Origin of the sequence: Streptococcus oralis (assembly GCF_015561235.1) — a bacterium.
GTDB classification, from domain to species: Bacteria; Bacillota; Bacilli; order Lactobacillales; family Streptococcaceae; genus Streptococcus; species Streptococcus oralis_BK.
This window is the reverse complement of the sequence record NZ_JADMTC010000003.1, coordinates 1-22,763: the sequence shown is the minus strand read 5'-3', so window position 1 is coordinate 22,763 and position 22,763 is coordinate 1. Positions and strand designations below refer to the sequence as shown.

Annotated in this window: 19 protein-coding genes and 1 tRNA gene; 5 read left to right on the top strand and 15 right to left on the bottom strand. The window is 43.1% G+C overall.

All coding sequences use genetic code 11. The annotated features are described in order from the left end of the window. Positions 1-67 precede the first annotated feature (67 nt). Positions 68-385, top strand: a complete 318-nt coding sequence (locus tag I2H52_RS08370) for a DUF960 domain-containing protein (RefSeq protein ID WP_084938918.1) — start codon at positions 68-70, stop codon at positions 383-385. Positions 386-435: 50 nt separating this feature from the next. On the opposite strand, the gene I2H52_RS08365 is transcribed toward I2H52_RS08370, so the two are convergent. From I2H52_RS08365 to I2H52_RS08335, 7 genes are all read right to left on the bottom strand, one after another. Further along, the gene (locus I2H52_RS08365) at positions 436-1,719 is read right to left on the bottom strand and encodes a DUF308 domain-containing protein (RefSeq protein WP_195594992.1); all 1,284 of its coding nucleotides are present in this window, start codon (positions 1,717-1,719) and stop codon (positions 436-438) included. After that, positions 1,712-2,533 carry a 2-amino-4-hydroxy-6-hydroxymethyldihydropteridine diphosphokinase gene (folK, locus tag I2H52_RS08360; protein ID WP_084872196.1) on the bottom strand — a complete coding sequence of 274 codons (822 nt, stop codon included), beginning with the start codon at positions 2,531-2,533 and terminating at the stop codon, positions 1,712-1,714. The genes I2H52_RS08365 and folK overlap by 8 nt, the downstream gene beginning before the upstream one ends. A 41-nt stretch (positions 2,534-2,574) precedes the next feature. Then, on the bottom strand, positions 2,575-3,129 hold the full coding sequence (gene folE / locus I2H52_RS08355) for a GTP cyclohydrolase I FolE (RefSeq protein ID WP_000380916.1): 555 nt from the start codon (positions 3,127-3,129) through the stop codon (positions 2,575-2,577). A gap of 3 nt (positions 3,130-3,132) precedes the next feature. After that, positions 3,133-4,434 (bottom strand): bifunctional folylpolyglutamate synthase/dihydrofolate synthase, encoded by a 1,302-nt coding sequence (locus I2H52_RS08350; RefSeq protein ID WP_195594990.1) that lies wholly within the window; start codon positions 4,432-4,434, stop codon positions 3,133-3,135. A 1-nt stretch (position 4,435) separates the two neighbouring features. Beyond that, positions 4,436-5,410: a dihydropteroate synthase gene (folP, locus tag I2H52_RS08345; RefSeq protein WP_195594988.1), complete on the bottom strand. Its 975-nt coding sequence runs from the start codon at positions 5,408-5,410 to the stop codon at positions 4,436-4,438. Between the two features lie 75 nt (positions 5,411-5,485). Further along, on the bottom strand, positions 5,486-6,193 hold the full coding sequence (locus I2H52_RS08340) for a CPBP family intramembrane glutamic endopeptidase (RefSeq protein ID WP_033585462.1): 708 nt from the start codon (positions 6,191-6,193) through the stop codon (positions 5,486-5,488). A 54-nt stretch (positions 6,194-6,247) separates the two neighbouring features. Next, positions 6,248-7,666, bottom strand: coding sequence for an NCS2 family permease (locus I2H52_RS08335; protein ID WP_007522449.1), 1,419 nt, complete (start codon positions 7,664-7,666; stop codon positions 6,248-6,250). Between the two features lie 186 nt (positions 7,667-7,852). Between I2H52_RS08335 and I2H52_RS08330 the strand changes: the two genes are divergently transcribed. From I2H52_RS08330 to I2H52_RS08315, 4 genes are all read left to right on the top strand, one after another. Further along, positions 7,853-8,665, top strand: a complete 813-nt coding sequence (locus tag I2H52_RS08330) for a Cof-type HAD-IIB family hydrolase (RefSeq protein ID WP_007522452.1) — start codon at positions 7,853-7,855, stop codon at positions 8,663-8,665. A 281-nt stretch (positions 8,666-8,946) separates the two neighbouring features. Next, positions 8,947-9,936, top strand: a complete 990-nt coding sequence (locus tag I2H52_RS08325; RefSeq protein WP_049500953.1) for a PTS sugar transporter subunit IIB — start codon at positions 8,947-8,949, stop codon at positions 9,934-9,936. A 75-nt stretch (positions 9,937-10,011) separates the two neighbouring features. Next, on the top strand, positions 10,012-10,824 hold the full coding sequence (locus tag I2H52_RS08320; RefSeq protein ID WP_001280317.1) for a PTS mannose/fructose/sorbose transporter subunit IIC: 813 nt from the start codon (positions 10,012-10,014) through the stop codon (positions 10,822-10,824). A gap of 14 nt (positions 10,825-10,838) precedes the next feature. Next, on the top strand, positions 10,839-11,750 hold the full coding sequence (locus tag I2H52_RS08315; RefSeq protein WP_000818313.1) for a PTS system mannose/fructose/sorbose family transporter subunit IID: 912 nt from the start codon (positions 10,839-10,841) through the stop codon (positions 11,748-11,750). A gap of 59 nt (positions 11,751-11,809) precedes the next feature. On the opposite strand, the gene I2H52_RS08310 is transcribed toward I2H52_RS08315, so the two are convergent. From I2H52_RS08310 to I2H52_RS08275, 8 genes are all read right to left on the bottom strand, one after another. Then, positions 11,810-14,038, bottom strand: coding sequence for an HAD-IC family P-type ATPase (locus I2H52_RS08310; RefSeq protein ID WP_033605604.1), 2,229 nt, complete (start codon positions 14,036-14,038; stop codon positions 11,810-11,812). Between the two features lie 163 nt (positions 14,039-14,201). After that, positions 14,202-15,536 carry an aminopeptidase C gene (gene pepC, locus I2H52_RS08305; protein ID WP_045616517.1) on the bottom strand — a complete coding sequence of 445 codons (1,335 nt, stop codon included), beginning with the start codon at positions 15,534-15,536 and terminating at the stop codon, positions 14,202-14,204. A 111-nt stretch (positions 15,537-15,647) separates the two neighbouring features. Beyond that, a complete protein-coding gene (locus tag I2H52_RS08300; RefSeq protein WP_045616518.1) occupies positions 15,648-16,370 on the bottom strand; it encodes a pseudouridine synthase in 723 nt (240 codons plus the stop codon). 72 nt (positions 16,371-16,442) lie between these two features. Continuing rightward, positions 16,443-16,673 (bottom strand): GlsB/YeaQ/YmgE family stress response membrane protein, encoded by a 231-nt coding sequence (locus I2H52_RS08295; protein ID WP_007519580.1) that lies wholly within the window; start codon positions 16,671-16,673, stop codon positions 16,443-16,445. Between the two features lie 9 nt (positions 16,674-16,682). After that, entirely contained in the window at positions 16,683-17,924 is a 1,242-nt protein-coding gene (locus tag I2H52_RS08290) for an aminopeptidase (protein ID WP_045616520.1), read from the bottom strand. A gap of 23 nt (positions 17,925-17,947) precedes the next feature. Continuing rightward, positions 17,948-18,100, bottom strand: coding sequence for a hypothetical protein (locus tag I2H52_RS08285; RefSeq protein ID WP_045616521.1), 153 nt, complete (start codon positions 18,098-18,100; stop codon positions 17,948-17,950). A 20-nt stretch (positions 18,101-18,120) separates the two neighbouring features. After that, on the bottom strand, positions 18,121-22,512 hold the full coding sequence (locus I2H52_RS08280) for a PolC-type DNA polymerase III (RefSeq protein ID WP_195594986.1): 4,392 nt from the start codon (positions 22,510-22,512) through the stop codon (positions 18,121-18,123). A 175-nt stretch (positions 22,513-22,687) separates the two neighbouring features. Next, a tRNA-Pro gene (locus I2H52_RS08275) sits at positions 22,688-22,761 on the bottom strand. Positions 22,762-22,763: the final 2 nt, after the last annotated feature.

Below are 22,763 nucleotides of genomic sequence, written 5' to 3'. Positions count from 1 at the left end.
GAGTAGGTTTCCTTGATTTTTCAGCTTTTTTACTGTATGATAAGAAAAATAAAAGGAGGAAGGAAACATGGCTTTTACAAATACCCAGAGACGTTCGGCCAGTTTTGGTGTTGTGACCAGCTTACCTGATGATGTTATTGACTCTTTATGGTTCATTATCGATCATTTTTTGAAAAACGTCTTTGAATTAGAAGAAGAACTTGAATTTCAGCTTCTCAACAACGAGGGGACAATTACCTTCCATTTCTCTAGTCAGAACCTTCCGACTAGCATTGATTTTGATTTCAATCATCCTTTTGATCCGCTTTACCCTCCTAGGGTCCTTGTTGTAGACATGGACGGTAGAGAAACCATCCTCCTTCCAGAAGAAAATGACCTATTTTAAAAACTCTAGCTTCTCGGCGTAAATTGCTGAGGAACTAGAGTTTTCTTTTTCTAATAAATGGATCGACTGACAACTAGACCGTTGGGTTTTGTATACTCTAAGTCAAGATAATCCTGATAAGTCCCTGGTACAATGAAACCTTGGGGACTCAATATATCAGTCCCAGCTTTTCCTATGATAGAGTCTGCCAGCAAGACACAATTGGTACTGAGAACGAAGTAGGTCTTAAACTCGGATGAGCTGAATTTATAGAGGGTCGCATCTGCTTCCTCTTTTAGTTGGTAGGAGTAGGTATGCTTGACCTCTCCCTCTCTTCTTTTCATCAACTGCGAACTTGGTTCCCAAGGAATTAACAGGTCTTCTATCTCCGCTAGGCGAGCTTGGATAGCTGTTTTCTGTTGGTCCGTCAAACTCAGACCATAAGCAAACAAGGTCTTCTGACTTTCTCTCTTACAGAGCTCGATGTATTTTTCCCGATTGGCCTTAAACAAAACACCGTCTCCAACCATGCCGAATAAACGCTCCGAGTGAGGATCATACGAACCATAGGAAATAACCTGCCCTTGATAACAAATATCCACATGTCCCATGGCGAGGAAGAAAGAGGTTTCTGAGGTATGGATAAAAATTTCCAGATCAACCGTCTGGTCGTTTTTTCTTTCCGAATGAACTTCCCCTTCTTGGCTTTCATGATTTGCCAGCCACTCATTTAGTTTTCGCAAGGTGCTGATAGGAATCAGAGCCGTCACAAAGATAGGCAGGGTCATTCGCATATGCCGCTTCAGCTTGGGATTGTTTTCTATCTTTTCAAAAAAGAAACCGTCCCGAAGGCTACTAGCCCCTAGCATGAGCAAGTAAAACCCAAGCAAGAGCAATTCAAAATTCGCTGCATCGTGAAAAGGAGAGATGCTATAAAGACCGAATCCTATCATCCATACAGCATCGAAGAGATGATGGAGCCGAGGATGAATGGCATTTTTTCGATAGAGAGACCAGGTCACAAGACTAATGATGCCCGTAAACAGCTGGTAGCTCGCAATGATAAAAACCAGGAGATAGAGGGCAAGGTCTTGCAAGATGATAGAGTCAAACACGAGAGCCGCAACCGCCAGCTTTCCCAAGGTTACAAAGATATTTTCCCGACGTTTTTTATCCTGAAACCAGCGAGTCAACAAGTGCCAAACTGCTGACAAGGAAAAGTAACCCATCAGCAACTGGTACCCCACCCGCGGAATAACTTGTCCAAAACAAATCAGGAGAAGCCCTAAAACAATAGCAAGCAGTCCCTCCCCAATGCTCTTCCACTTGCTATAGGTATCGGAAAGTTTAGGCATTTCCTTGCTCCAACTGGTCAACTAAGTATCGAATTGGTTGTTTTAAGATTGGATGGATAAAATGGGGAGCTATTTCTTGCAGAGACTCAAGGACAAAGAGACGTTCTGCTACATAAGGGTGAGGTAAGATGAGGTCGTCTGTATAAATGACCTGGTCCTCCACAAAGAGCAAGTCCAAATCAATCAAACGAGGGCCCCAATGCACTTCTCGAACCCGTCCCATCTCTGACTCAATGCTTAATAGGGTCTCTAACAAGACTGGTGCTGGTAGCCAGGTTTCTACTTCAATCACCTGATTAGCAAAACTATCTTGCTCCACACCGCCCCAAGGTTCCGTCGTCAAAACACTGGATTCTTTGAGAATATGGATGCCGCGAGCTCGCAGTTTGTCAATAGCTTGTTCCAAGTTTGCTTGCTTATCGCCCATATTGCTTCCTAGGCCGATAAAGGCCCGTTGCTTGCGACGGTGGATGGTTACTGAGCAGGTATCAAGTGGTAAGTGGACTGGAGCCCAAGGTTTTTTGAGTTCCAGCTTAATTTCTTGAACAAGAGGATAAGCCTCAAAGGTACGCTCTACTAGTTTGTAGGCTACCGTTTCAATCAAATCCTCAGCGCTTTCCTGAAACCAAGTCGTCCACTGTTGGCAAAGTTCTCCATAGTGGACAGAAGAAGCCAAATCTAACTCAGTCGCCGCCTTGGTCATATCATAGGATAAGCTTGCGGAAATAACAAACTTTTGTCCCAATTCCTTCTCACTAGGAAAAAGACCATGATAGGCAAAAATTTCCAAATCTTTAATCTGCAGTTGATCCATAACTAGTCCTTTCTAGAAAAATCCGCACGCAGCGGATTCTTTTATAGTCCCATAAGACGATAAGCCTGATCTCGGAGATCCTTATCTGTTTCAAATAGGCCACGGGCTACGGTCGTCAAAGTTGCAGTGCCTGGTTTTCTGACACCACGCATACTCATACACATATGCTCGGCCTCAATGACAACAAAGGCTCCCTTAGCCCCTAGATAGTCCATCAAGGCATCAGCTACTTCAATATTCAACCGTTCTTGAATCTGTGGTTTTTTAGAATAAACTTCAACTGTACGGGCTAGCTTGGACAAACCTGCCACACGTCCATCTGGAATATAGGCAATGTGCGCTCTCCCATAGAAGGGCAAGAAGTGGTGTTCACACATGGTGTGGAAAAAGATATCCTTCTCCACCACCATATTATCGTCGATAATCTCAAAGGATTTTGACAAATGTTCCTCCGCAGTTTGGCCAAGACCTGAAAAAATTTCTTGGTACATACGAGCTACACGAGCAGGCGTTTCCTGCAAGCCCTCACGATTAGCGTCCTCTCCTACAGCCTCGATAATCATTTTTACAGCTGCTTCAATTTTTTGTGTATCCATTCTCTAGTTATTCCTCTCCATTAGGTAGGCTCTCACTTGGCTCAAGAAATACAAGGAACCCGTGACAATCCTAACTGTTTTTTTCTCTTCATTTTCATCTGTCAATTTCTGCTCTAGAACATCCTGCCAACTTTGGTAATTAAGATTTCTAGACTTGGCTGTCTCTTTCAGCACGCTTTCATCCGTCGCCCGACTATCGTCAAAATGGGTTAAAGTCAATTGACTATCTGGCATCGTCTCTAGTAAATCCAGCATATCATTCAAGGCCTTGGTTTTAATACACGTAAAGAGGATTTCCTTATGATAATCCGCAAAGCGTTCTTGCAAGGTTGCCAATAAAGCCTTGATAGCATGGGGATTGTGGGCTCCATCCAAAAGCAACAATGGGTCTCTAGACACGACCTCCAAACGCCCCGGCCAACTGGTTTCCTCAAGAGCTTGAGCAACCAAGGCATTACTTGCAAATTCTCGCCCAGTCTCCTGGCAATAAGTGTCTAGGAGGGCAAGCGCCATCCCCGCATTCTCGATCTGATGTAAACCAATCAGACCTGTTTGAAAGCAACCTTGTCTGACAGAACTAGTATAGTCAAAGATTTCGCCTGTCACCACACTTTCTTGATGACTGACTTGATAATCACTCCCATAGACAAGTCTCGGTGCATGTTTAACTTCTGCCATATGGTCGATAACAGCCAAGGCTTCTGGAGCAATGCGACCTGTCACCAAAGGAATACCTTGTTTGATAATACCAGCTTTCTGCTCTGCTATGGCTTCCAAGGTATCACCAAGTAGGGCTACATGATCCAGTCCAATGGTTGTGATGCCTGTTAAAATGGGCTGGCAAACATTGGTACTATCCAGAAGGCCACCCATGCCGACTTCCATGATAGCCACATCTACTAGCTCTGAGGCAAAGTAATCATAAGCTAAAGCTGTGATAATCTCAAACTCAGTTGTTCCCTGCAAATTGTCAGCAGATTCTCCCTCAAGCAAAGACTGATAGTCTGCCATGAGGGCTTCTAGCCTAGCCTCGGGAATGGATTCCCCATTAATGCTAATCTGATCCGTATAATGAATGAGATAGGGCGAGCTGAACACCCCAACTCTCAGTCCTAGCTTTTCCAGCATCTTTTTCAAAAAAGCAATGGTAGACCCCTTGCCGTTGGTCCCTCCGATATGGATGACCTTGAGTTTGAGATGGGGATTGCCTCGCAGAGCTAGGAGTTCTACCATGCGTTCCAAGCCAAAATGCGGTTGGTCCGTCCGGTAGTGGGCAATCCATTGATTGTTTTGAATTTCGTTCATCTTATTTATATTGTTTTAAATCTAGATTTTCTGCATCATCTGCCAATCGAATAGCTGACGCAATTTCAACCGCCATCCTGTGACTGGCTACATCGTGCACGCGCACCACTTCCACACCCTGTCTCGCAGCGATACTGGTTACATGAGCCGAAGCTGTGTCCCGATTGCGGAAACCGACTTCCGTTTCAGGATTGACTTCAAAGCCATTTTCCTCCAGGATATTAATGACAAACCGCTTACGCGAAACTCCAAGAAAGATCGGATATCCTTGCTGGTGTAATTTATCAAGGTCCCGTAGAAGGAGTAGATTTTCCTTCTTGGTGAGACCAAAGCCAATCCCTGGATCCAGCAAAATGTTTTCTCTTGCAATTCCAGCTTCCTCCGCTCTCGCTAGAGCACGTTCAAAGAAAGCCTCCATCAAGTCTTCGATTGGCACTTTTTCAAAGTCAGCTAACTCTTCTTCTGTAAAAGCTTGCCCAAAACCAAAATGAGGAAATATGAGTGAACTAGGGTGCTGAGGTCGAGCCATAACTGGATTAAACATGATAACCACTTTTGCTCCATCCTTAGCAACCACATCCGCCATTTTTTCATCACCCATAAGACCCGTGATGTCATTTACCAGATTGGCACCAGCAGCCAAAGCAGCCTCTGCCACCTGACTTTTCCATGTATCGATAGAAATGAGGACATCACTTTCCTCACGGATAGCTTTAATCACTGGAACAACACGCTGGATTTCCTCTTCTATCTCAACATAGCTACTGCCCGGCCGAGTCGATTCTCCACCGATATCGAGCATGCACGCTCCTTCTGCTATCAATTTACGGGCTTGCTGGAGCGCCTGCTCAAGAGCAAAAAACTGCCCACCATCCGAAAAGGAATCTGGGGTTACATTGATAATGCCGCAAATGGCTGTTTTTACGTAGTTGACTTTATTGGACATAACGGTCACTTCCTTAAGGTTCTTTACCATATTATCTCTCTATTTTACCATAAAAAGAAAAAGATGGACACGCTAGTATTCATCTTTTCCAAGTAGGTCAATGGTTTAGAATGATAGACCTAGATTTCTACTAATCAATACCAATAAGGCCAACAAACAAAATGCAATACCATTGAGAATCATATGAAGCAAAATGGACATCTCCAAGCGCTCAGTCTTATAGGCTGTCCAAGTCAAAACCGTTGACATTCCTCCATAAATAATCACAGAAGGTAAATTGGTTGGCATATGGAGTAAGGCAAAGACGATTGCACCAACAACAAAGCCAAGTTTTTCTTTTCCACGGAAGATCTTTTTTGGAATAATTCCACGACACAAAATTTCTTCACAAATCGGCGCAATCAAGACTAGTAGGAAGAAAGTTGAAATCAAGGAACTATTCTGAACCAAACCATTCAGTATTGATTGGTTATTGGTTGTTGCCTCATTTGTTAGTCGAAGCAGGAGTGAACCCAAGAGATTTGTCGCAAAAATCACCAGATAACTCAGTACCAAGCGAGCCAAGTCTTTTGCCTTAAAAAAGGATAGATTAAAAGTAGCAAGTTGTGTTTTTCGTGCACCAATAATGAATACAATCAAAACGACTATGGATAGAGCACCTACTAAGAGCCCTGACTGTAAAATCGGAAACTGTTTGTTTGCTAAAAACAAAGCAAGTCCTATGGGAAATTGAGATAGAACAAAAGCTACCAAAAGGATGATCACCCATTTCCCTCTGTTTAAAACCTCTTGCCAAATCGTCTTATCTTTCATGATGTACCTCCTTATAATTAAAAAGGGGAGACTCCCCTTTTTCTATTATATCATTTATAGCGCCATACTGATATAGTTAAGGATAAACAAGGCATCCAAAATCCAAATCATCGCGTGCACGTCCTTTGCTTGACCTTTGACAACTTTTGTTAACGTATAAGTCAAGAAACCAACTGCAATCCCTTGTGTGATAGAGTAGCTGAATCCCATGAAGATAGATGTAAAGAAGGCAGGGACAGCTTCAGCCATATCATCCCAATGGATGTTTTTCAAACTACCAAGCATCATAATCCCAACGATAATCAAAATTGGAGCCGTCGCAGCTGATGGAACAATTGCCAAAAGTGGACTAAAGAAACTTGAAATTGCAAAACAAATCGCAACCACTAAGGCAGTTAATCCAGTACGTCCACCTGCACCAATACCAGCAGCAGACTCGACATAAGTCGTTACGTTTGAAGTACCTGCGATGGCACCAATTGAAGTACCAATCAAGTCAGAGTAAAGAGCCTTATCTAACTTATCTGATTGGTGATTTTCACCATTTGTTGCTACGATACCGACTTTTTCACCTGTACCGATCAAAGTACCAATTGTGTCAAAAATATCTGTCAACGAGAAGGCCAGAATAGCCATAAGTGTTTCCGGTAGACGAGCAGTGTCTGAGATTAAAGCACCCAATCCTTGTGAGCCAAGTGCTGCACCAAAGATTGTCTTCAAATCTTCAAAGGCTGCACCTACATGGTTATTAGAAAAATCAATGCTTGATACATCAACCAAACCAACAGCGATAGCAAGAACTGTCGTTGTTAGAATAGAAAGGATGATTCCTCCCTTGATACCCTTAATAACAAAGAAAATCGTAATCGCCAAACCTGCAATAGCCACTAAAACAGCCGGATTATTAAAGCTAACCAAGCCTGGAACTGCTGAAGAATTTGCTGTAATGGCTGCTTGCGCCTTATCAGCACCTTCACCGGCAACTGTATAATTTCCTGGATCGATAGAGAATTTCAAAAGGCCAGCATTCTTAATCCCTACATAAGCAAGAAAGACACCGATACCTGCTGAAATCGCAGAACGAAGAGCGTTTGGAATTGACTCAATGATCATTTTCCGAACATTTGTTAAGGTAATGATTAGTGAAATAATCCCACAGATAAAGACCATAGCCAAGGCCTCTTGCCATGAATAACCAAGTCCAAATACGACTGTAAAGGTAAAGAAGGCATTGAGTCCCATACCTGGTGCTTGAGCGTATGGCAGGTTCGCATAGAAGGCCATCATCAGAGTACCAGCTACCGCACCAATAATCGTTGCTAGGAAGACACCTTGAGCAGGCATCCCTGTCTGCGCAAGCATTTGTGGGTTTACAAAGAGAATGTAACTCATTGCAAAGAAAGTTGTTAAACCAGCGAGAACCTCCGTACGAACGTCTGTTCCGTTCTCTTTTAGTTTAAATAGTTTGTCCATCATAAATCTCCTTTTGTTTTTTACGAACAATATGAGTATTATATCATTTATCATTCACCTTTTCAATATGTTTGTTTGAATTATTTAACAAAATGAAATTTTTATTTTTTGTTTTGAGTCTGTTTTTCTTCTTTCTTTTTGATATAATAGTAGACATCTTATCTGGAAACGACTAGGAAGGTTTATATGACTAAAAAAATTATTGCAGTCGATTTGGACGGAACCTTGCTCAATAGCGAAAGCAAGCTCTCCGATTTTACCAAAGAGACAATCAAAAAAATTTCAGAAAAAGGGCACCATGTTATCATCACGACAGGGCGTCCGTATCGCATGGCAAAAGACTTCTACCGCGAACTAGAGCTACATACTCCTATGATTAACTTTAATGGTTCCCTTACCCATCTACCAGGACAGGCTTGGGAGCACGAAAGATGCTTAACCTTGGACAAAAAATATCTCCTAGATATGGTCAAACGTAAAGAGGATATCCAGGCCGACTTTATTGCAGGAGAATACCGTAAGAAATTTTACATTACAGCTCCGAATGAAGAAATTGCGGACCCTAAACTATTTGGCGTAGAGAACTTCCAACCAGAAAATCAATTCAAACCCGAACGAGTAACCAAGAATCCTAACTGCATTCTCTTGCAAACAAGGGTTGAGGACAAATACGCTCTAGCGGACGAGATGAATCGTTTTTATCAGCACCAACTAGCTATCAACACCTGGGGCGGTCCCCTCAACATCCTCGAGTGTACTCCCAAGGGTGTAAACAAAGCCTTTGCTCTAGAGTACTTGCTCAATGTTATGAATCGTGATAAAAAAGACTTAATCGCCTTTGGTGATGAACATAATGATACGGAAATGTTGGCATTTGCAGGCAAGGGATATGCTATGAAAAACGCCAATCCTTCTCTCATTCCATATGCAGACGAACAACTTCCTCTAACCAATGAAGAAGACGGGGTAGCCCACGCTTTACAAAATTTATTCCTATAAAAAGGAAGATTGCTATCCTGCAATCTTTCCTTTTTATTTTCATTCTATTTTCATAAAGGTCACTCATTTTCAGTATTTTTATATTAAATTTTCTATTGCTATTTTCATATATTTTTTGAATTTATTTATATATTAACATTTTGTAAGCCTATTTTCATTGAAAACTTTTACAATTTTCGAAAAAGTAGTTGATTTTTATATGAAAACGATTTATACTAGGTACGTCTGAGGTTTTTTAGGAAACCTATAAGTCAAACATTTTATAAGGAGGAATGACAATAATGAGTATCGGAATCATTATTGCGAGCCACGGCGAATTTGCTGCGGGTATTCATCAGTCAGGATCTATGATCTTTGGTGAACAAGAAAAGGTTCAAGTTGTAACCTTTATGCCAAATGAAGGTCCAGATGACCTTTACGCTAAATTCAACAACGCTGTGGCTGCATTTGACGCAGAAGATGAGGTTCTAGTATTGGCTGACCTTTGGAGTGGATCTCCATTCAACCAAGCTAGCCGCGTAATGGGAGAAAATCCAGAACGTAAGTTTGCCATCATCACAGGACTGAACTTGCCGATGTTGATCCAAGCCTACACAGAGCGCCTTATGGACGCGAATGCAGGTGTGGATAAAGTCGCTGCGAATATCATTAAAGAAGCCAAAGATGGCATCAAGGCTCTTCCAGAAGAGCTTAACCCAGTTGAGGAAGTTGCAACTGCTGCAGCTGCTCCAGTTTCACAAGCTGCTATTCCAGAAGGAACAGTTATCGGTGACGGTAAACTGAAAATCAACCTTGCTCGTCTAGACACTCGTCTCCTTCACGGTCAGGTTGCCACTGCTTGGACTCCAGATTCAAAAGCAGATCGTATCATCGTTGCTTCAGACAACGTTGCAAACGACGAGTTGCGTAAAGAATTGATCAAACAAGCAGCTCCTAATGGAGTAAAAGCCAACGTTGTCCCAATCCAGAAATTGATCGACGTTGCAAAAGACCCACGTTTCGGAGAAACTCATGCCCTTATCTTGTTTGAAACTCCACAAGATGCACTTCGTGCTATCGAAGGTGGCGTGCCAATCAAGACCCTTAACGTTGGTTCTATGGCTCACTCAACAGGTAAGACAATGATTAACAACGTTTTGTCTATGGACAAAGAAGACGTTGCAACCTTTGAAAAAATGCGTGACCTCGGTGTTGAATTTGATGTACGTAAAGTACCAAACGACACGAAAAAAGATTTGTTTGACTTGATTAAGAAAGCAAACGTTCAATAATGTTAATCTGTTTCTATCATTTTTGAAAACAGGATTAAATACTTTATTAAAACTAAATAGAAAAGGAATAAAACCATGTCAGATATTTCAATCATTTCTGCTATCTTGGTTGTAGTTGTTGCCTTCCTTGCAGGTCTTGAAGGTATCCTCGACCAATTCCAATTCCATCAACCAATCGTCGCATGTACCCTTATCGGACTTGCAACTGGTAACCTCGAAGCAGGTGTTATGCTTGGTGGATCTCTTCAAATGATCGCCCTTGGTTGGGCAAACATCGGAGCTGCCGTAGCTCCTGACGCTGCTCTTGCATCTGTTGCTGCAGCAATCATCTTGATCAAAGGTGGTAACTTTACTACTGATGGTATCGCCGTTGCAACGGCAACAGCTATCCCTCTTGCTGTAGCTGGACTTTTCTTGACAATGATTGTTCGTACAATCTCAGTTGCCTTAGTTCACTCAGCTGATGCTGCTGCTAAAGACGGAAACATTGCAGCTGTTGAGCGTGCTCACTTTGTTGCACTTCTTCTTCAAGGTCTTCGTATTGCAATCCCTGCTGCCTTCCTTATCGCTATCCCAGCTTCTGCTGTTCAAGACGCTCTTGGTTTGATGCCAGACTGGTTGAACGGTGGTATGGCTGTCGGTGGTGCTATGGTCGTTGCCGTTGGTTACGCTATGGTTATCAACATGATGGCAACTCGTGAAGTATGGCCATTCTTCGCTATCGGTTTTGCTCTTGCAGCTATCTCTCAATTGACTTTGATTGCCCTTGGTGTCATCGGTGTTGCCCTTGCCTTCATCTACCTTAACCTTACAAAACAAGGTGGAAACGGTGGCGGCGGAGCTGCGACTTCTAACGACCCAATCGGTGATATCCTAGAAGACTACTAGAAAGGGGAACAATCATGGCTGAAAAAATTCAATTATCAAAATCAGATCGTCAAAAAGTTTGGTGGCGTTCACAATTCCTTCAAGGTTCTTGGAACTACGAACGTATGCAAAACTTGGGTTGGGCTTACTCATTAATCCCAGCTATCAAAAAATTATACACTAAAAAAGAAGACCAAGCGGCTGCTCTTGAGCGTCACCTTGAGTTCTTCAACACTCACCCATACGTAGCTGCTCCTATCATGGGGGTTACTCTTGCACTTGAAGAAGAGCGCGCTAACGGTGTAGAAATCGATGACGCGGCTATCCAAGGGGTTAAAATCGGTATGATGGGACCTCTTGCTGGTATCGGTGACCCAGTATTCTGGTTTACAGTTCGTCCTATCCTTGGAGCCCTTGGTGCATCACTTGCTGCATCTGGTAACATTGTTGGTCCCCTTCTCTTCTTCTTTGGATGGAATGCTATCCGTATGGCCTTCCTATGGTATACACAAGAGTTCGGTTACAAAGCTGGATCTGAGATCACTAAAGACATGTCTGGTGGTATCTTGAAAGACATCACTAAAGGTGCTTCTATCCTTGGTATGTTCATCCTTGCCGTTCTTGTACAACGTTGGGTATCCATCAACTTCACTATCAACCTTCCAGGCAAACAATTGTCAGAAGGTGCCTACATCAACTTCCCAGAAGGTCCTGTTACAGGAGCTGAGTTGAAGGGCATTCTTGGTCAAGCGCTTAGTGGTATGAGCCTAGATAGAGTTCAACCACAAACGCTTCAAGGTCAGTTGGACTCATTGATTCCAGGATTGATGGGACTTCTCCTTACTTTCCTTTGCATGTGGTTGCTTAAGAAAAAAGTATCTCCAATCACAATCATCCTTGCCCTCTTTGCAGTTGGTATCGCAGCTCGTTTCTTCGGTATCATGTAATCTCGGTGAGAATATATAAACAAAAAAGAATCAGGATTAAACCTGATTCTTTTTATGTATCAACTTTTTCTCCTAGTAAGATAATGAAAGCACCCAATCACCACTGCTAGTATGGCAACATAGAGTAGCTGTTTGGCTTCTAAAGGCACAAAAGCTCCCTGTAGGATAAAAGTATTGGCAAGTACACCAACAAGGGCTGCAAGGCTCAAAAACGTGAGCAAAAGCATCTTGTATCGATTAAAAGGCAAGCTGACCTTGGCAACTAGACACAGACCATTGATCAGGGCAAGGAGGAAGCAAATAAATTTGACCTGACCTGGGACAGTGATAAAGAAATTGGTCAAAAGAACACTAGCAACCAGAACGCCACCACCAATCGCCGCGTTGGTTAGGATATCTCTCATAAAGTGAGTGCTAACCTTTTCTTTATTGGACTCAAAAGTCAGGAAGAAGGATGGAATCCCAATCGTAATGGCTGAAATGATTGTAAACTGAATGGGGATAAAGGCAAATTCCAAACCAAATACCACACTCAAAATGGCAAAAACGATGGAGAAGAAGGTCTTTGTTAGAAAAAGAGAGGCTACCTTTTGGATGTTGTTAATGACCCGGCGTCCTTCCATCAAGATATCATAAAATACTGCAAAGTCATCTGTGAGAAAAACAATATTGGATACACTTTTGGCTGCACTCGTAGCCCCCTTCATGGCAAAACTAATATCTGCTTTCTTGAGAGCCAGAACATCATTGACTCCATCACCACTCATGGCAACTGTTTTACCAGCATTTTGCAAAATAGATACCATCTTTTGCTTCTGTTCAGGTGTCACACGTCCAAATATTTCGTGTTCCAAGACCACTCTTTCAAAGTCATCATCGCTCACCTTGGTCATATCAATAGCCCGCGCTTCTTCCTTAAAACCTGCCTTACGAGCCACCCCATATACAGCCACATGATTATCACCACTGATAATCTTCACTTCAACACCTTGAGATTCGAAATAGTCAAAGGTTTCCTTGGTATTGTCCTTAATCTCATCTGACAAAACGACGTGGCCTAGTAGTTCCACATTAGCTGGACTCGTAATCTGGTCCCTGCTATGAGCGAGTGTTAAGATTCGAAAACCTTGCTGTTTTAGATGTTCATAGTAGGCATCCATCGGCTGGGTAAAGCCTAGAAACTCATAGGCTCCGAAGAAATAGGTCCCACCCTCTTTTACTTGGACAAAGGAATACTTATTTTTACTTGAAAATGCACCGACTTCTTGAACTTCCCACTTTTTCTCACAGGTTAAGTAAGTCTTCAGAGCTCGGGAAGTTGCATTTTCATCTTCGAAATAAGCCAAATAAGAAGATAGTTTCTCTGCTACATTAGCATCCATTTCTTGGACCTTCATATTCCCCGTCGTGATAGTTCCCGTCTTATCAAAACAAAGAATATCTACTCGCGCCAAGGTCTCTACACAGTATAGCTCCTGTACCAGAACCTTCTTTTTAGCCAGCTTCATGGCTGCTACTGCTAGGGACACACTAACCAAGAGAATCAAACCCTCTGGAATCATGCCGACCAAGGCACCTGAACTTCCTAAAACAATTTCAACATAAGACCGTCCTAGACTAAAACCTCTGACATAGAGCAGAATGGCAACTGGCACCAGCAAGATCGAGACGATTTTTAAAATCTTATCCATGTAATCGCGTAGTTGAGAAGGGTATTTTTTGAATTCCTTGCTGGATTTTGCGAGTTTGTTGATATAACTATCGGGTCCGACCGCCGTCGCCGTGACCAGACAAGTACCGCTAACGACATTGCTTCCGCTCATCAGCTTGTCACCTGCTGTTTTAAAGACTGAATCACTCTCACCAGTCAGCAAGGACTCATCCACTTCGATCGTTCCTTCAAGCACTTCTGCATCGACAGGTACCTGATCTCCCAGATTGAGATGCAGATATTCCCCCAGAACGATGTCTTCTGGATCAATCTCGATCGTTTGACCATCTCGATTGACCTTGTACTTACTTTTACCAAGCAAACTTAGCTTTTCCAAAGCATTTTTTGAACGCACTTCTTGGAAAATCCCGATGGCTGTATTGATAGCAATCACACCTAAAAAGAGCATATTTTCAAATCGCAAGGTTGTGGCTACCAGAACTGCCAGAGCCAAGTTCATGGCATTAAAGAAGGTAAAGATATTTGAAACGACGATTTCCTTGGTTGTTTTGTAGGGTTTAATGTCACTGATATTTCGTTGACGATCCTTGATGTCTTGGCTACTTAAATACTTCATTTCTACTCCGATATCCTTTTGTACTACTATAATAACACATATCTTTTCCTCTGTCACTTAAAGACTCAAAATAAGAAGAACTCCCTTGGCAAGCATTATCTATCACTACTTTAAGAAGTACTAAGAAAAGGCTAGGATTCCCCTAGCCTTTTTTCTTTATGCTTTATTCTGCCAAGGCACCCATTGGATCCCAAGGTGCGAGCACAATTGGTTCTGCTTCATAAGCAGCTTGTTCATCTGCTGTCAGCAATTCCTTACGGACAACGATTTGGTAAGTGTATTCGTCCATCCAAGCGTCTGAGGCAACAAAGTAACCATCTGTACCGACCTTGTCTCCCCATGAGTTCTCAACCTTCCACTTGGTTGACTTGCCGTTTTCATCCAAATCTACACCTGTCAAGACCATGGCGTGGGTCATCAAGCTTTCGCTGTAGTCCAAACGTCCAGCCTTGTCTTGAGTGAGTTGAATGTCCATGCTTGATTCAAAATCATAAACATCTGTTGCAAGAATTCCGGCTTTGCGGTTGCTTAGCTGGCCGACATCTGAACCAAACCAAACAGTTTCACCTGCTTGCATTTGGGCAATCGCCAATTCTTTCAAGCGTTCCATTGGAACGTTGATGTAGCGAACTGCACGGCTACCAACCACATTTCCCAACATCTCAACTGTGTAAGATTTACCGTAAGGCTTGTCAGCAGTTGGAGCATTGATAACAGAAACGTAGTCTTCTAGAGGAAGATTGACATATTTCTTGTAAAACTCTTGTGGCGTGATACCCTTTTCGCTTTGGTAGTTATCATCCTTATCGCGATAAGCAAAGTCAAATTTACGTGGTGGAAGTCCTAGTGACATAGCAAGGAAATTAAAGATTTCTTGCAAGAGGTCTTCTTTCTTAGCTTGAACAGTTGCTTGGTCTGCACCAGAAGCGAGCAAGTCACGCAAGATTTGAGCATCTTGACGGAGCAATTTGTTGAGGATGGCATTGAGCTCACGGCTGCTGCTAGATGAAACAGACTCAGGATAAACTGACTTAGGAACGACACCGTATTTCTCAAAGAGGGCAACGACCATATCCCATTGACCACCATCTTGTTGTGGAGTTTGGAGTAGGAAGCTAACCTTGCGACTAGTTAAGTCTTGGTCTGCAGTCGCAATCACTTGCTCCAAGAACCAGTTAGATTTTTCATACTTGTCCCAGAAGAAAGTGTGGGCTTGTGACAACTCAAAGTTTTCTAGTTTGTATTGCGAGATGAGTTTGTGGCGGAAAGTGTTAAGGGCTGCAAACATCCAGCAACGACCAGACGCTTTCTGGTTGGTCACCTTGTCCTTGGTCAAATCCAATGAGAAAACAGGTGTGTTGTCAACATGGCTCTGACGACGTTCTAGGGCTGCGAAAATTCCGTTATGGCTGGCAGCATTTTCAATCGCTTGGTATTTGACATTTGCTTCATAGTTGGCAAATAATTGATCTGTAAATGATTCTTGAATCGCGTTCATAGATTCCTCCTTTTATTCTACTGTCTATTATAACTCTTTTCACAAAGGAAGCAACTGAAAACATAAAAAGGCAAGGACTTTGTCCTTCACCTTTTTCGAATATAAATCAAATTAAGCAATACTAGCAAGAAGATTTTCTAACTCCTCCTTGGTCAAGCGACGCCATTCTCCTCGTTCTAAGTTCTCATCCAAGGCTAAAGTTCCCATAGTCAAACGTTGCAAGTCCACCACTTCCTTGCCACAGTAGGCCACCATACGCTTAACCTGATGAAATTTTCCTTCTCTAATGGTCACACGAACCTGGCTTTCACCCTTATCTGAATCCATTGACAAAATCTCCAGTTTGGCCGGCTGGCAGGTAAAGTCCTTAAGTGGAATACCCTTGCCGAATGTTTCCACATCTTCTTGGGTCATGATTCCCTTGACTTGAGCCAAATAGGTCTTATCCACATGACGTTTGGGTGAAAGCAACGCATGAGCCAGCTGACCATCATTGGTCAAAAGCAGGAGTCCATGGGTATCGATATCCAAACGTCCTACAGGAAAGACTTCTTTGGCACGTCCATAGTCGTCCAACAAGTCCAAAACCGTTCTATGCTTGGGATCTTCAGTCGCCGAAATGACTCCTTGGGGCTTGTTCATCATGTAGTAGACAAACTCTTCATACTCCAGCACTTGACCGTCAAAACGAATCTCATCTCTTTCTTCATTGATTTGCAGTTTTGCTGATTTTTCTTTCTTGCCGTTAACCGTTACGCGCCTAGCTTTAAGCAAGTTTTTGACCTCAGTTCGACTCCCTACTGCGCAGGCAACTAAAAATTTATCTAATCTCATAGAACTATTATATCATACTCAAAAGGAGGCTGGCTCAATAGCCAACCTCCTTTCCTTTTCAGAGCCGGGAAGCTAACTTCCTCTTTCCCAGAAAATAGCTAACACAATCATGGCTCCTAAGATAGCTGGGATAATGGCTGTACCATTTAGGCTTGGCCCCCAAGAACCAAAGAGTAATTGTCCTAAAAATGCACCAATCCAACCGAGAAACATCTTCCCAAAGCATCCCATACGTTCTCCACGATTGGTGATAGCCCCTGCTAGTAGTCCAATTAAAAGACCGACAAACATGCTTCCAATCATAGCTTCTCCTTAATTTGCCCAGTCTCCATTACGAAAGAGCGGTACGCGCGTTCCATCCTCACGGATACCGTCTATATCCATTTGATTCGAACCAATCATAAAATCTACGTGAACATCTGAACGGTTAAGACCCGCGGCTTCAAGCTCCTCTTCGCTCATCTCCGCTCCACCAACAACGCTAGTTGCATAGGCTGCACCGATAGCCAAGTGATTTGACGCATTTTCATCGAAAAGGGTGTTAAAGAAGGTAATGCCTGACTGAGAAATTGGGCTTGGATCTGGTACCAAGGCACATTCACCCAAGGCACGCGCACCCGCATTTTCAAAGACAAGGTCTTTCATGACCTGATCACCCTTCTCAGCAGTGATATCTACGATTTGTCCATCCTTAAAGGTCACCTTAATACCTTCAATAATGTTTCCGTTATAACTAAGCGGTTTTGTAGACGTTACATAACCATCTGCACGACGAAAATCAGGTGCTGTGAAGACTTCTTCTGTCGGCATATTTGGCAAGAATCCTTCGCCCTGTGCATTGATAGCACCAGCTGATTCCCAAACGTGGTTCTTCGGCAAACCAAGGGTCAAATCGGTCCCTGGAGCTGTGTAGTGAAGGGCTGAAAATTGTTCTTTATTGAGCATTTGAGCCTTGCTCTTGAGGATGGCTGCATGTTCTTCCCAAGCCTTAACAGGATTTGCTTCGTAGACACGGCAAGTTTTGAAGATTTGGTCCCAAAGGAGATCAACTGCTTCTTCATCGCTCGCAGCATTTGGAAAGACTTTCTTAGCCCACTCAAGTCCAGCAGCGGCTGCTACAGTCCAGCTAACCTTGTTGGATTGCGTTGCGATACGCATTGGCTTCATGGCCAGTCCCATCGCTTTTGCAGAAGCTGAAAGTTTGTCAGCGTCCACACCGTTCAAGGCACCTGGGTCAGAAGAACGTACCCCAAGACGGCTAGCCTTGTTATCAAGAAGGTAATTCATCTCAGCAATCTTGTATTCTGGCACATTGTCCAAACGCTCCATCGGCGCGTGGAGGAATTTCTCGCGATTGATGACATCATCTGTCCACTGAACGATAACTTCATGTGCTCCAAGTGCATATGCTTCTTTGACGATTAGATGCGCCAATTCGCGTTGCTCCACATCAATAGAAAGAGTCAAGGTGTGACCAGGTTGCACATTAATTCCGTTCGCAACCAATAATTTCGCATATTTTTCTAGATTTTCTTTAAAATTTGGTAAAACCATTCTGTTTTCTCTTTTCTATATTTTTAGTTTTTATTCAAAGCAGAGAGTAGCCCTGCTAGTGCAATAGCACCCGACAATAGTGCTGTTGATAGAAGAATTGTCTGATCAGCAAGTTCTAATTGATATTCAAATACCTTTTCAGCTGGTTTGTCTTCCGCAAAAATTCTTAGTTTCATTTTACTATTCCTCATCTCCTTTAAAACAACTCATCAAACAAACTCAACTGGTTATCCTCTGGCATATTGCCGAGAATCCCCATTTCATCCATCTTTTCAACCAAGGTTGATGACAGTCCGCCACGCTTGCGCAACTCAGTTTTAGAGAGGAATTCCCCTTCTTTTCGAGCACGCACCAACTGCTTAGCAACGTTCTCTCCCAGACCATCCATTGCGACAAATGGTGGGATAAGAGTGTCTCCGTCAATGATGAATTCAGTCGCATCACTACGATAGAGGTCTAACTTGCCAAACTTAAAGCCACGTTCCCACATCTCATTGACAATCTCAAGAGTGGTATAGAGGTCAATTTCCACATTAGAGGCTTCATTGTTCTTCCGTTTTTCAGCGATTTCTTCCATTCTGCGCTTGATGGCGTCCAAGCCCGCACCCATGGTCTTGATATCAAAAGCCTTAGCGCGGATTGAAAAGTAAGCACAGTAGTAATAAATGGGATGGTGAACCTTGAAGTAGGCTACACGCAAGGCCATCATAACATAGGCCGCAGCGTGGGCTTTAGGGAACATATACTTGATTTTCCCACAGGATTCGATATACCATTCTGGCACCTTATTGGCCTTCATAGCTTCGATATAGCCATTTCTCTCCTCTTCTGAAATCTTCAACCACAAGCCCTTACGTACCCGTTCCATGATGGTAAAAGCCATCTTAGGCTCGAGACCCGCATGCATGAGGTAAACCATGATGTCATCCCGACAACCGATAACGGTTGATAGGTCCGCAATTCCTTGCTTGATCAAATCCTGGGCATTTCCCAACCACACATCGGTACCGTGGGACAGACCTGAGAGCTGAAGCAACTCCGCAAAAGTCGTCGGATGCGTCTCGTCTACCATCCCACGTACAAAGTTGGTTCCAAACTCTGGAATCCCCAGCATCCCCGTCGGTGTACCGATTTGCTCAGGAGTCACCCCAAGAACATCAGTTCCTGAAAAGAGGGCCATCACGCCTTCATCATCCATAGGAATTTCATTAGGATCAATCCCAGACAAGTCCTGCAGTTTCCGAATCATGGTCGGATCATCATGTCCCAGCACATCAAGTTTGAGGACGTTCTCATCGATATCGTGGAAGTTAAAGTGAGTCGTCTGCCATTCAGCCGTCACATCATCCGCTGGATACTGGACAGGCGTAAAATCGTAGACATCCATGTAGTTAGGAATAACAACGATTCCTCCCGGGTGTTGTCCTGTTGTCCGCTTGACACCAGCCGCACCCTGAGCGAGGCGTTCCACCTCTGCATCACGATAAAACTTCCCATAGTCACGCTCATAGCCCTTGACAAATCCATAAGCAGTCTTAGCCGCAACTGTACCAACCGTTCCTGCACGGAAGGCATATTCCTCACCAAAGATATCACGTACATCCAAGTGAGCACTAGGCTGGTCTTCTCCCGAGAAGTTCAAGTCAATATCAGGAACCTTGTCTCCATCAAAACCAAGGAAGGTCTCGAAAGGAATATCCTGTCCATTTTTGCTAAGTTTATGACCACAGTTTGGACAGTCCTTATTAGGCATATCAAAACCTGAACCGTAAGAACCATCCGTGATAAACTCACTATACTGACACTGACCACAAACATAATGAGGAGAGAGTGGATTAACCTCCGTAATCCCAATCATGGTCGCAACAAAACTGGACCCAACAGACCCACGAGAACCCACCAAATAGCCCCGTTCATTGGAACGTTGCACCAGCATCTGCGATGCCAGATAAATCACGGCAAATCCATTCCCCAGAATAGATGTCAATTCTTTTTCAATCCGCAAATCAACAATATCTGGCAGCGGATTGCCATAAATCTCAAAAGCTTTCTTATAGGTCAGCTCAGCGACCGTTTCTTCAGCCTTGTCGATGAAAGGTGTATACAAGTCACCCTTAACAACCTCAACAGGTTCAAAGATATCTGCCAAGGAATTGGTGTTTTCGATGACTAATTTGCGTGCTAAATCTTCTCCCAAGAAAGCAAATTCATCCAACATTTCATTGGTCGTTCTAAAATGAGCCTTCGGTAGCGGTGCTGGTTGGGCATGTTCACCATGACCGATGGTTCGGTTAATCATAGCCCCCTGTCCCAAACTACGGACAATAATTTCACGGTAAATCTCTTCTTCCGGTTCAATATAGTGAACATTTCCCGTAACCAAAACAGGCTTGCCAAGACGGTCCCCGACTTCTATCAAACTCTTGATAATAGTCTGGAGTTCTTCCATATCCTTGACCTGCTCTTTAGCAATCAAGGGAGCATAGATAGCTGGTGGCATGACCTCGATAAAGTCATAATATTTGGCCACCTCAACCGCCGCATCCACACCTTGGGAAACGACTGCGTCAAAAACTTCACCCTCCGAGCAAGCCGACCCCAAAATCAAGCCCTCCCGATGGGCGTCTAGAACCGTTCTCGGAATCCGTGGCACCCCTTCAAAATACTTGGTGTTAGACAAAGAAACCAGCTTAAAAATATTTTTTAAACCAACTTGATTCTTGACATAAATGGTCGCATGTTTAATCCGAGCTTTTTTATAAGAGTCTGGACTAATCAAATCAATGTTGAGTCTAGCTAAATCAGTCACACCATGTTTCTCTGCCACCTCTTTGATAAAGATGAAGAGCAGACGACCAGTAGCTTCCGCATCGTAGTTGGCCATGTGGTGGTGTTCAAGTGCTACACCAAAACGCTTAGTCAAAGGCCCCAAACCATGACGTTTATACTCAGGATAGAGGTTTCTAGCAAACTCCAGCGTATCGATAACTGGCTGGTTAATTTTAGGCAGACCATGGCGCTCATAGTTGGCATTCATAAAGCCAACGTCAAAGGTAGCATTGTGAGCAACTAAGACTGTATCCTTGCAAAATTCTTGGAATTCTTGCAAAACTTGTTCCAGTGGTTTAGCATTTTTGACATGATCATCTGTAATTCCTGTCAACTCAGTAGTAAAGGCTGATAATGGATGCCCGGGATTGATAAATTCATCAAATTCGGCAATAACATTCCCCTTGTACATCTTAGAGGCCGCAACCTGAATCAAATCATTATAGATAGCTGAAAGTCCCGTCGTTTCCACGTCAAAGACCACATAGGTCGCTTCTGACAAGCCCATCTCCACTTCGTTGTAAACGATAGGGACACGGTCCTCCACGATATTGGCTTCCATTCCATAGATCAGCTGAATTCCAGCTTTCTTAGCTGCCTTGTAGCCATGTGGGAAGGACTGGACATTCCCATGGTCCGTGATGGCAACCGCCTTGTGTCCCCACTTAGCAGCTATCGCAACGATTTCTTCAACCTCTGGTAAAGCATCCATAGTCGACATATTTGTATGAGCATGAAACTCAACCCGACGCTCACCTTCTGGCATCAAATCCTTCCGCTCATAGTGAACCACTTCCTGCACATCCTGGACGTTCATGGTCAAATCACGTGTGAAGTTATTCATCTCCACATTCCCACGAACTCGAAGCCAAGAATTCTTCTTAATGATGTCAAACTTCTGAGCCTCTTCTTCATTCTTAACCCATTTTTGCATTGAGAAGCTTGAAGTATAGTCTGTCATTTTAAAGTTGATCAAAACGCGACCAGTTCTGGTCACCTTATGCTCCACATCAAAAACGACCCCTTCAAAGACCAGGCGATTTTCCTCAGTCGTCACGTCGATCATCTGGGTAACTTCAGCCTTATCTAGTTTAGGCTTGGCCGCAGCCTTTTTAGACTGAAAATCAAAGGCTGGCTTCTCTTCTACTGGAGGAGGAGCCATTTGTTCCAGTTGCTCCATAGCTCGTAAAGCTTCTTCGTTGGCAGCCTGGACGATTTGTTCATTCTCCGTATGGAAGGCTTCCTCCTGCTCTTGTGTAAGAGCATCATTCTTTTCTATTTGGCATACAAAAGCTGGAAAACCAAACTTTTCGAGTTGCTTAGCCAAATTAGGAAGATGATTCTTCTTAAAGTGCTCCTTATCAATCGCCTCTGAACCTTCAATAATGAGTTGATTTCCTTCCGCACGGACGTTTAAATTCTGGTAAAGAGATTTAAACCCCTGACTTGCACATGGACCTTCAGAAAAAGCCTCTCTATAGTAGGCCTGCAAGAGTTCATTAGAGAATTCTTGAGAAAGAGCCTTGATTTCGAAAACAGCTCGGTTTCCTGTCTTAGAAAATTCTTCACCAAACCCTTTCTTTAACTCTGAAAAGATTTCAATCGGTAAAATATTAGAAAATACAAAATGAAATTCCCAAATCTTACTAATTTTATGAACCACAACACACTCAATTCTGGCATCAATAAGAGCAGTATCCCGTCTCAATTGATCAGAGATTCCTAGTTGATTGATTAAAATTTCAAACTTACTTGACATTCATTTTCCTCACATTATTCTCTTACTATTTTACCATAATTAAAGAAAATATATGACTAGTACCATTCCTTAAGCACTGCTAGTTTACACAAATTTTCTCCGTAAACAAAAAAGAAGACTCTCAGAATCTCCTTAATAAATAAAAAAAGATACCTTTAAGTATCCTCGCAATCGATCGGGAAGACAGGATTCGAACCTGCGACACCTTGGTCCCAAACCAAGTACTCTACCAAGCTGAGCTACTTCCCGCG

Coding starts and splice junctions, on each gene's coding strand:
- I2H52_RS08295 (WP_007519580.1), bottom strand. CDS start 16,673: ATGATTGGAAGCATGTTTGTCGGTCTTTTAATTGGACTACTAGCAGGG.
- I2H52_RS08370 (WP_084938918.1), top strand. CDS start 68: ATGGCTTTTACAAATACCCAGAGACGTTCGGCCAGTTTTGGTGTTGTG.
- I2H52_RS08315 (WP_000818313.1), top strand. CDS start 10,839: ATGGCTGAAAAAATTCAATTATCAAAATCAGATCGTCAAAAAGTTTGG.
- I2H52_RS08350 (WP_195594990.1), bottom strand. CDS start 4,434: ATGAACGAAATTCAAAACAATCAATGGATTGCCCACTACCGGACGGAC.
- I2H52_RS08310 (WP_033605604.1), bottom strand. CDS start 14,038: ATGAAGTATTTAAGTAGCCAAGACATCAAGGATCGTCAACGAAATATC.
- pepC (WP_045616517.1), bottom strand. CDS start 15,536: ATGAACGCGATTCAAGAATCATTTACAGATCAATTATTTGCCAACTAT.
- folK (WP_084872196.1), bottom strand. CDS start 2,533: ATGGATCAACTGCAGATTAAAGATTTGGAAATTTTTGCCTATCATGGT.
- folE (WP_000380916.1), bottom strand. CDS start 3,129: ATGGATACACAAAAAATTGAAGCAGCTGTAAAAATGATTATCGAGGCT.
- I2H52_RS08320 (WP_001280317.1), top strand. CDS start 10,012: ATGTCAGATATTTCAATCATTTCTGCTATCTTGGTTGTAGTTGTTGCC.
- I2H52_RS08335 (WP_007522449.1), bottom strand. CDS start 7,666: ATGGACAAACTATTTAAACTAAAAGAGAACGGAACAGACGTTCGTACG.
- I2H52_RS08325 (WP_049500953.1), top strand. CDS start 8,947: ATGAGTATCGGAATCATTATTGCGAGCCACGGCGAATTTGCTGCGGGT.
- I2H52_RS08290 (WP_045616520.1), bottom strand. CDS start 17,924: ATGGTTTTACCAAATTTTAAAGAAAATCTAGAAAAATATGCGAAATTA.
- I2H52_RS08300 (WP_045616518.1), bottom strand. CDS start 16,370: ATGAGATTAGATAAATTTTTAGTTGCCTGCGCAGTAGGGAGTCGAACT.
- I2H52_RS08365 (WP_195594992.1), bottom strand. CDS start 1,719: ATGCCTAAACTTTCCGATACCTATAGCAAGTGGAAGAGCATTGGGGAG.
- folP (WP_195594988.1), bottom strand. CDS start 5,410: ATGGTAAAGAACCTTAAGGAAGTGACCGTTATGTCCAATAAAGTCAAC.
- I2H52_RS08330 (WP_007522452.1), top strand. CDS start 7,853: ATGACTAAAAAAATTATTGCAGTCGATTTGGACGGAACCTTGCTCAAT.
- I2H52_RS08280 (WP_195594986.1), bottom strand. CDS start 22,512: ATGTCAAGTAAGTTTGAAATTTTAATCAATCAACTAGGAATCTCTGAT.
- I2H52_RS08285 (WP_045616521.1), bottom strand. CDS start 18,100: ATGAAACTAAGAATTTTTGCGGAAGACAAACCAGCTGAAAAGGTATTT.
- I2H52_RS08340 (WP_033585462.1), bottom strand. CDS start 6,193: ATGAAAGATAAGACGATTTGGCAAGAGGTTTTAAACAGAGGGAAATGG.